The sequence below is a fragment of the Trebonia sp. genome (assembly GCF_049794275.1).
Lineage (GTDB): Bacteria > Actinomycetota > Actinomycetes > Streptosporangiales > Streptosporangiaceae > Trebonia.
In genome coordinates this window covers 1-5,216 of sequence record NZ_JBARCR010000433.1, presented here as the reverse complement: position 1 = coordinate 5,216, position 5,216 = coordinate 1, and the positions used below count along the sequence as shown (strand labels likewise).

The following is a 5,216-nucleotide window of genomic DNA, read 5'->3' as shown; positions in this document are numbered from 1 at the left end:
TGATGCGGTCGCGGACGAACCCGCGGACCGTATCACGCCAGGCGAGCTCCTCAGCCGACAACAAGGCGTCCAGGCCGAGATAGTCCATGGCCAGGTCAGTCATGCCGATCTCCGCTCCTCAGGCAGCTTCCAGGCGGCGCTACTGGCCCCGAGCGTATGCCGCAGCCCGATCGCCCGCCGACCCCGGCCGCCAGCCAATGCCCCTGCACCGAACCGTCCGGCGCGAACACACCCGCCTCGCCCGCGTGCACCCAGCCATCACCGAAGCTATCCACCGACAAGAACGCGGAGCCGGCTAAGTACTCCCGGGCCACCGCACAAGTAGCCGATGTGAGCGCAGCAGCCGACCACAATAATGCAACTGGTTCACTCGGCTACGTATTAAGATCCCTCACCCGCGGGATGTTATCGCAGCATTGCATTGCAGCCTGATCATACAGTATATTCCTTCGGACCACGGTAAGGATCAGTCCACAGAGTCTTGTGCTTTATTCGAATTCCACCAAGATCATTATTAATAAAGTCGTCACGAAGCCTATCGCTCGCGCATTTTACGGTCACCCAGGCCATGGCGCTATCATTGTCGGTCGACCTTATCAGGCGATTATTCACTTCGAGAACCTTGTCATTGGTCTGCAAATCTTCGGCCAATGCCTTCAGGCATGCCTCAAAGCCGTCAACATGCTGTTTGAAATTCGCCGTGTATATCCAGACCGCGAACCATCCGACTTCCAGTCGCAGCCCAACGTTAATTGTTTGCATGCCAACCTTGAGCCAGCTCAGGCTACTTTGGGCCAGCTGCTCACCATCAGTACTGCCATGGCTGCTTCTATACACGGTCGCGGCTACATTATCAATAAGTTCTTCGCCGCTCTGCATAAACTTAATGAAACTTCCTTGGAATTCTTCGGTATGGGCGAACCCGCCCTGACCATCGAGCACAGCCTCGCGCTTTTCTGCCAATGCCAGAGAAGAATTGAAGAAAGCCTCCAGTCGCTGAGCGAGCTCAGCGGCAGTCAAGACATCAAGCGATGCCATAGCCTGGAAGCCCAGATTACTGACGTTCTGTACCTTGACCAGCCAATTGTCTTTCGCGACGTCAAGGTATCTGCTGATTAGCCCGTCTTTTGCTGCAAAGCGAGTCCAAGTCTCGAGTTCGCAGGCCTGCCTCGCTGAGTTCATTGCCTCTTTCACCACCATGAGAAGTGGCGCTGCACGCTCCTCTCGAACTTTGCGGTTAAGCTGAAACGCGTCGTCGCGCTCCTTGTAAGCTCGTTCCAGCCGCTTTTGAAAGAAGAGGGTTACGAGTCCAAATGCGCCTGCAATGATTGCAACGATAATAGGAATCCAGATATCTGCCAACCAGACCCCTCCCCTCATGACCTCCCGCGAGAAACCTGTGTGTTGGCAATGTACTACGACACAGCTAGCGGCACAATAGACGCTTCGCCGTAACGCAGGCTCAGGCCGACGGGCTAGGTTTGGAAGTAGGTTACCAAGTGTTACCGCTGTGATGACACGCACACTGACGGACATTCTCTCTGGTTCTGCTCATATGTCGCCGGGGCGCCGCGATTCGGCCATCTGGGCCCAAACGCCGATAGAGCTAAGTCGTGTACCGAGAAAGAGGTCCCATCCTCGCGTATGGACGGTCGTTTATCTATGTCCGAACCTGAAGGTCGGCTTTTACGACAGAAATAGTTAGTATCGTGCCGCTTGCTCGCCAAACATTTCCAGCGAGACGTACTCATCTGACCGGACAGAGCGTCGGACCTAGTCGGCATGCCGTCCGCAGCCATTTCCACGGCGTTTCCGCGGAAGCGGCTTGTGCAGTGTTTCACAAAGCGCTTCCGCGGAAACGCGCGCTCATGCCGCTACTCGGCCGTTTGGATCTGCCGTGGCCGGGAGCTGGTCCGTTACGGTGAGCTGTACGCATGGACGCGGCCACGTGTGCGGGATCACCGGTGTAGCAGGAGAAGGCCAGTGCTTGATGACTTGGAGTACGAGGACAGCGAGGCGCCTGCGATCGGCCTCGCGCGCGCCGCCGTCCCGTGGGACGACGTACAGGACCATATAAAGATCGCGCACCACCCGATCCTGGTGCTGCCGGAAGGCAGCACTCAGTACGCCGGGGCCTACTGGACCGGCACCCAGATGGCCGTCACCGGCGATCTCGGGTCAGATCAGGAGCAGGCGATCTGCGAATTCCGTGAATTCCTCCGCGAGCACGGGGAGACATGAGGACTCCGCCTGACGGCGGAGTCCTCGTGAGTGAAAAGCTGCCCCTGGACTACACGCACTCATCTGCCGCGTAGAGCGAGCGCGGCGAGCCGTCGCTAGCTGACTGGTAGCCGGATCGCGAAGCTCTGGCGTTTTCGCGGAGACGCATCAGCTGCCATGGTGACCGCGGTCCGGCGACGCCGATGCCCGGCGTCTTATCTGGCTTGCGGACCAGAAGATCGCCTTTACCCGCATTCCGGTTGGCTGGCCGGGCGGCCTGCTGTGGATGCTACTGCTGCGGGGCAGCGCCGGCGCTACCCTGGTCCCGCTGCTCCCAGCCGGCCCTGTTCAGCGCATATTCGACGACTTCTACCGGGTGGCCGCCGGCCGCGCCAGGCAACGGCTGACTGAAGGTCCGCGTGAGCGTCAGGCCTGCTTTCTCCATCACGCGCCGGGAGGCCGTATTCGCGGCCATCGCTTCGGCGGTCACGCGCTGTACGCCGGACTCGGTGAAGCCTTTGCGGATCAGCGCGCGCGACCCTTCGGCGGCGTACCCCTTGCCCCAGGCCGACTTGCGCATCCGGTAACCGAGCTCGACCTGGCCCGGGGCGCTTCCCTCCCGCGGCCGGAAGTGGAACCAGCCCAGGAAATCCCCGGTAGACTTCTCGATCGCCGCCCAGAACCCGAACGCCTGATAACGCTGGTAGTAGCCCAGGAATGCCGGCAGGAAATCGTTCTCGATCTCCTCGCGGGACGTCGGTATGCCTCCGCTGACAAAGCGCATGACGTCTGGATCGGCGTCCAGGCCGGCCAGGTTGTCCACATCGCCCGTGGTGAAGCGGCGGAGTACCAGCCGCTCAGTTTCCAGGAAAACATGCACAGCTACGTCCACCTGACGACAAGCTTCATACCGGTTATCGACCGCAGTCTGCCTAATCTAATCGACCGCTCATGCCGTTGGCCTGTCGTCATGTTGCTTCGGCCAGGACGAGAGTGTGCCCGCTGTTTCCTTCCGGGATGTAGCGGTTCCAGATGGGTGTCAGCTGCGACTCCCGCAGCCAGCGCAGATAGGTGGCGGTGTCGGCGTGGTCCCAGAACATGTCGGCACCTAGGTATGGCTCGGTGCCGGTCCACCGTCCGGCTCCGACGATGGCCAGGAAATACCCGCCTGGGCGCAGCCAGTCGCGAATACGCGGGAACAATGCCTGCTGGTCCGCGAGCGGAACATGGATCAGGGAATAGAAGGCCGCCACGGCATCTGCGCGTGCTGGCCTCAAGTGCAGCGCGGCCATGTCGGCCTGCACGAAGCGGGCGCCGGGGACAAGGCGCTGTGCCCGGCCGAGCTGGACAGCGGAGAAATCAACACCGAGCACCTGCAGCCCGTGGCTGGCCAGCTCACGGGTTGCCGGTATCCCGGCCCCGCAACCGAGGTCAACAACCCGGGCCCCGGGCCGCAGCAGGTCAGCCAGTTCCGCCACCCAGCCGGCGTAGCGGCTGACGTCCTCTGCGGAGGAGGCGGCCGCATCGCCAGCATCACTGCGATAGGCCAGCGAAATCGCGTCATAACCGCGGCGGACAAGAGCACGCTGACGCGCCCGCGCAGCCACGTGATCGTGTTCCATCACGGCCATCTTGCCACTCGCCCGCATCATCGCCACCACAGACGTTGACGCACTCATTTGCCGCAGACCGGACGTCAGCGCCAGCACGATGTGGCCGTCCCGTGGCCGGATGCTTCCTCTAGGAAGACCTCGACCCAGCGACCTTCAGAGAGCTCCGGCCTACCCAGTCACGCCGGATCGGCCGAAGGTCAGCCTCGAGGTTATGAACATAGACGGCATGACGCTGTGAGCGGGAAGCTCGGGGAGAACGCGTGCAGTGCCGCCGATCTGGCGCCGTCTGGGACGGCTGGTGTTTCACCTTCGCGCTGCACCGAACAGGATGTTCTGCCGCGGCGATGAGTCTTCCCGCGCAAGGTTAGCGCGAGCAAAGATTATGGGCCTTCAGGCAGTTCGTTAACGCTGAGAACAGCCCATCCGCCGCCTTTCCACAGCAACGTGTTGAAGCAGCCGTTGTCTTGCGGAATCGTGTCCGGGTCGCCCAGCCCTGCGTCGAAGGCCACCAGCACCTGGCGGTTTACGGCGTCGTGGCTAACCACTGTCACGGTGCCGCCAAGGTAGCGCCGGGCGATATCCGACAGCCCTTTAACCGCCCGGCCGGCCACCGCTGATCGTGGCTCGACCCCCGGTGCACGATCGACCGAGCCCCATTGCGCGACCACCGCGTCGCGGCTGATGCCGGTCCACTGCCCGTAATCACGGTCGACTAGGCACTGGTCGGTTGCCACTTCCAACCCGGCGCGCTCGGCGATCGGTTGCGCGGTCTGCCTCGCCCGCAGTAGCGGGCTGGAGATAACAGCCCACAGCCCCAGGGGACCTAGTCGTGCCCCCAGTCGCTGAGCCTGGTCCCGCCCGGTCTCGTCCAGTGGCGGGTCGGCCAGGCCCCGCAGGACGCCGGACTCGTTGAGCGGAGTCTGGCCGTGCCGGGCGAGGTAGATCAGGGTGTGGCCCCCAGATTCTCCGGCACCGGCCAACGTCCCACCAGCCATCATCTGGTTCCTCCCTTTTGGCGTGCGGCGGGTGACCTAGCCACGACCCAGGCCGGTCATGCAGTGCTCGCCCGCGATAGCCCAGCCTGCATCACCGAGCCGGTCGTGCCGCATCGAGCTGACGGTCCGCATCGGCCACGTTGCTCGATCGCACCACGTGGAATGATCGAGAAGCATGGGAGACCGCGCTCGGAGCCGCCGATCCGGGCGGGATTCTAGTGTCAGGAGGGCCGCCTCAATTGCGTCCTGAACCGGGCATTTGGTGCGCTCGGAGCCGGGTCGCCACTGATAGCGGCCGATGACCGCCCGAGTGCTGCCACGTTATGCTGTCGATGCAGATGCTGGCGGGAGGCACAGGTGGTGGCACGTCCGGGAGACCAGATGGCAT

The 5,216-nt window shown here is 62.4% G+C and carries 5 protein-coding genes; 1 reads left to right on the top strand and 4 read right to left on the bottom strand.

Going from position 1 to position 5,216, the window contains the following annotated elements; genetic code table 11:
- Positions 1-432: 432 nt before the first annotated feature.
- Positions 433-1,362, bottom strand: coding sequence for a hypothetical protein (locus WA805_RS11835; protein ID WP_422274192.1), 930 nt, complete (start codon positions 1,360-1,362; stop codon positions 433-435).
- Between the two features lie 621 nt (positions 1,363-1,983).
- On the opposite strand from WA805_RS11835, the gene WA805_RS11830 reads away from it, so the two are divergent.
- The gene (locus WA805_RS11830; RefSeq protein WP_422338744.1) at positions 1,984-2,241 is read left to right on the top strand and encodes a hypothetical protein; all 258 of its coding nucleotides are present in this window, start codon (positions 1,984-1,986) and stop codon (positions 2,239-2,241) included.
- A 268-nt stretch (positions 2,242-2,509) separates the two neighbouring features.
- On the opposite strand, the gene WA805_RS11825 is transcribed toward WA805_RS11830, so the two are convergent.
- The 3 genes from WA805_RS11825 to WA805_RS11815 all read right to left on the bottom strand — a co-directional run bounded on the left by WA805_RS11825 (position 2,510) and on the right by WA805_RS11815 (position 4,831).
- Positions 2,510-3,112: a GNAT family N-acetyltransferase gene (locus tag WA805_RS11825; protein WP_424560318.1), complete on the bottom strand. Its 603-nt coding sequence runs from the start codon at positions 3,110-3,112 to the stop codon at positions 2,510-2,512.
- 76 nt (positions 3,113-3,188) lie between these two features.
- A complete protein-coding gene (locus WA805_RS11820; RefSeq protein ID WP_422278739.1) occupies positions 3,189-3,929 on the bottom strand; it encodes a class I SAM-dependent methyltransferase in 741 nt (246 codons plus the stop codon).
- A 284-nt stretch (positions 3,930-4,213) separates the two neighbouring features.
- Positions 4,214-4,831 carry a histidine phosphatase family protein gene (locus WA805_RS11815; RefSeq protein ID WP_424564205.1) on the bottom strand — a complete coding sequence of 206 codons (618 nt, stop codon included), beginning with the start codon at positions 4,829-4,831 and terminating at the stop codon, positions 4,214-4,216.
- Between the last annotated feature and the right edge of the window lie 385 nt (positions 4,832-5,216).

Coding starts and splice junctions, on each gene's coding strand:
- WA805_RS11815 (WP_424564205.1), bottom strand. CDS start 4,831: ATGATGGCTGGTGGGACGTTGGCCGGTGCCGGAGAATCTGGGGGCCAC.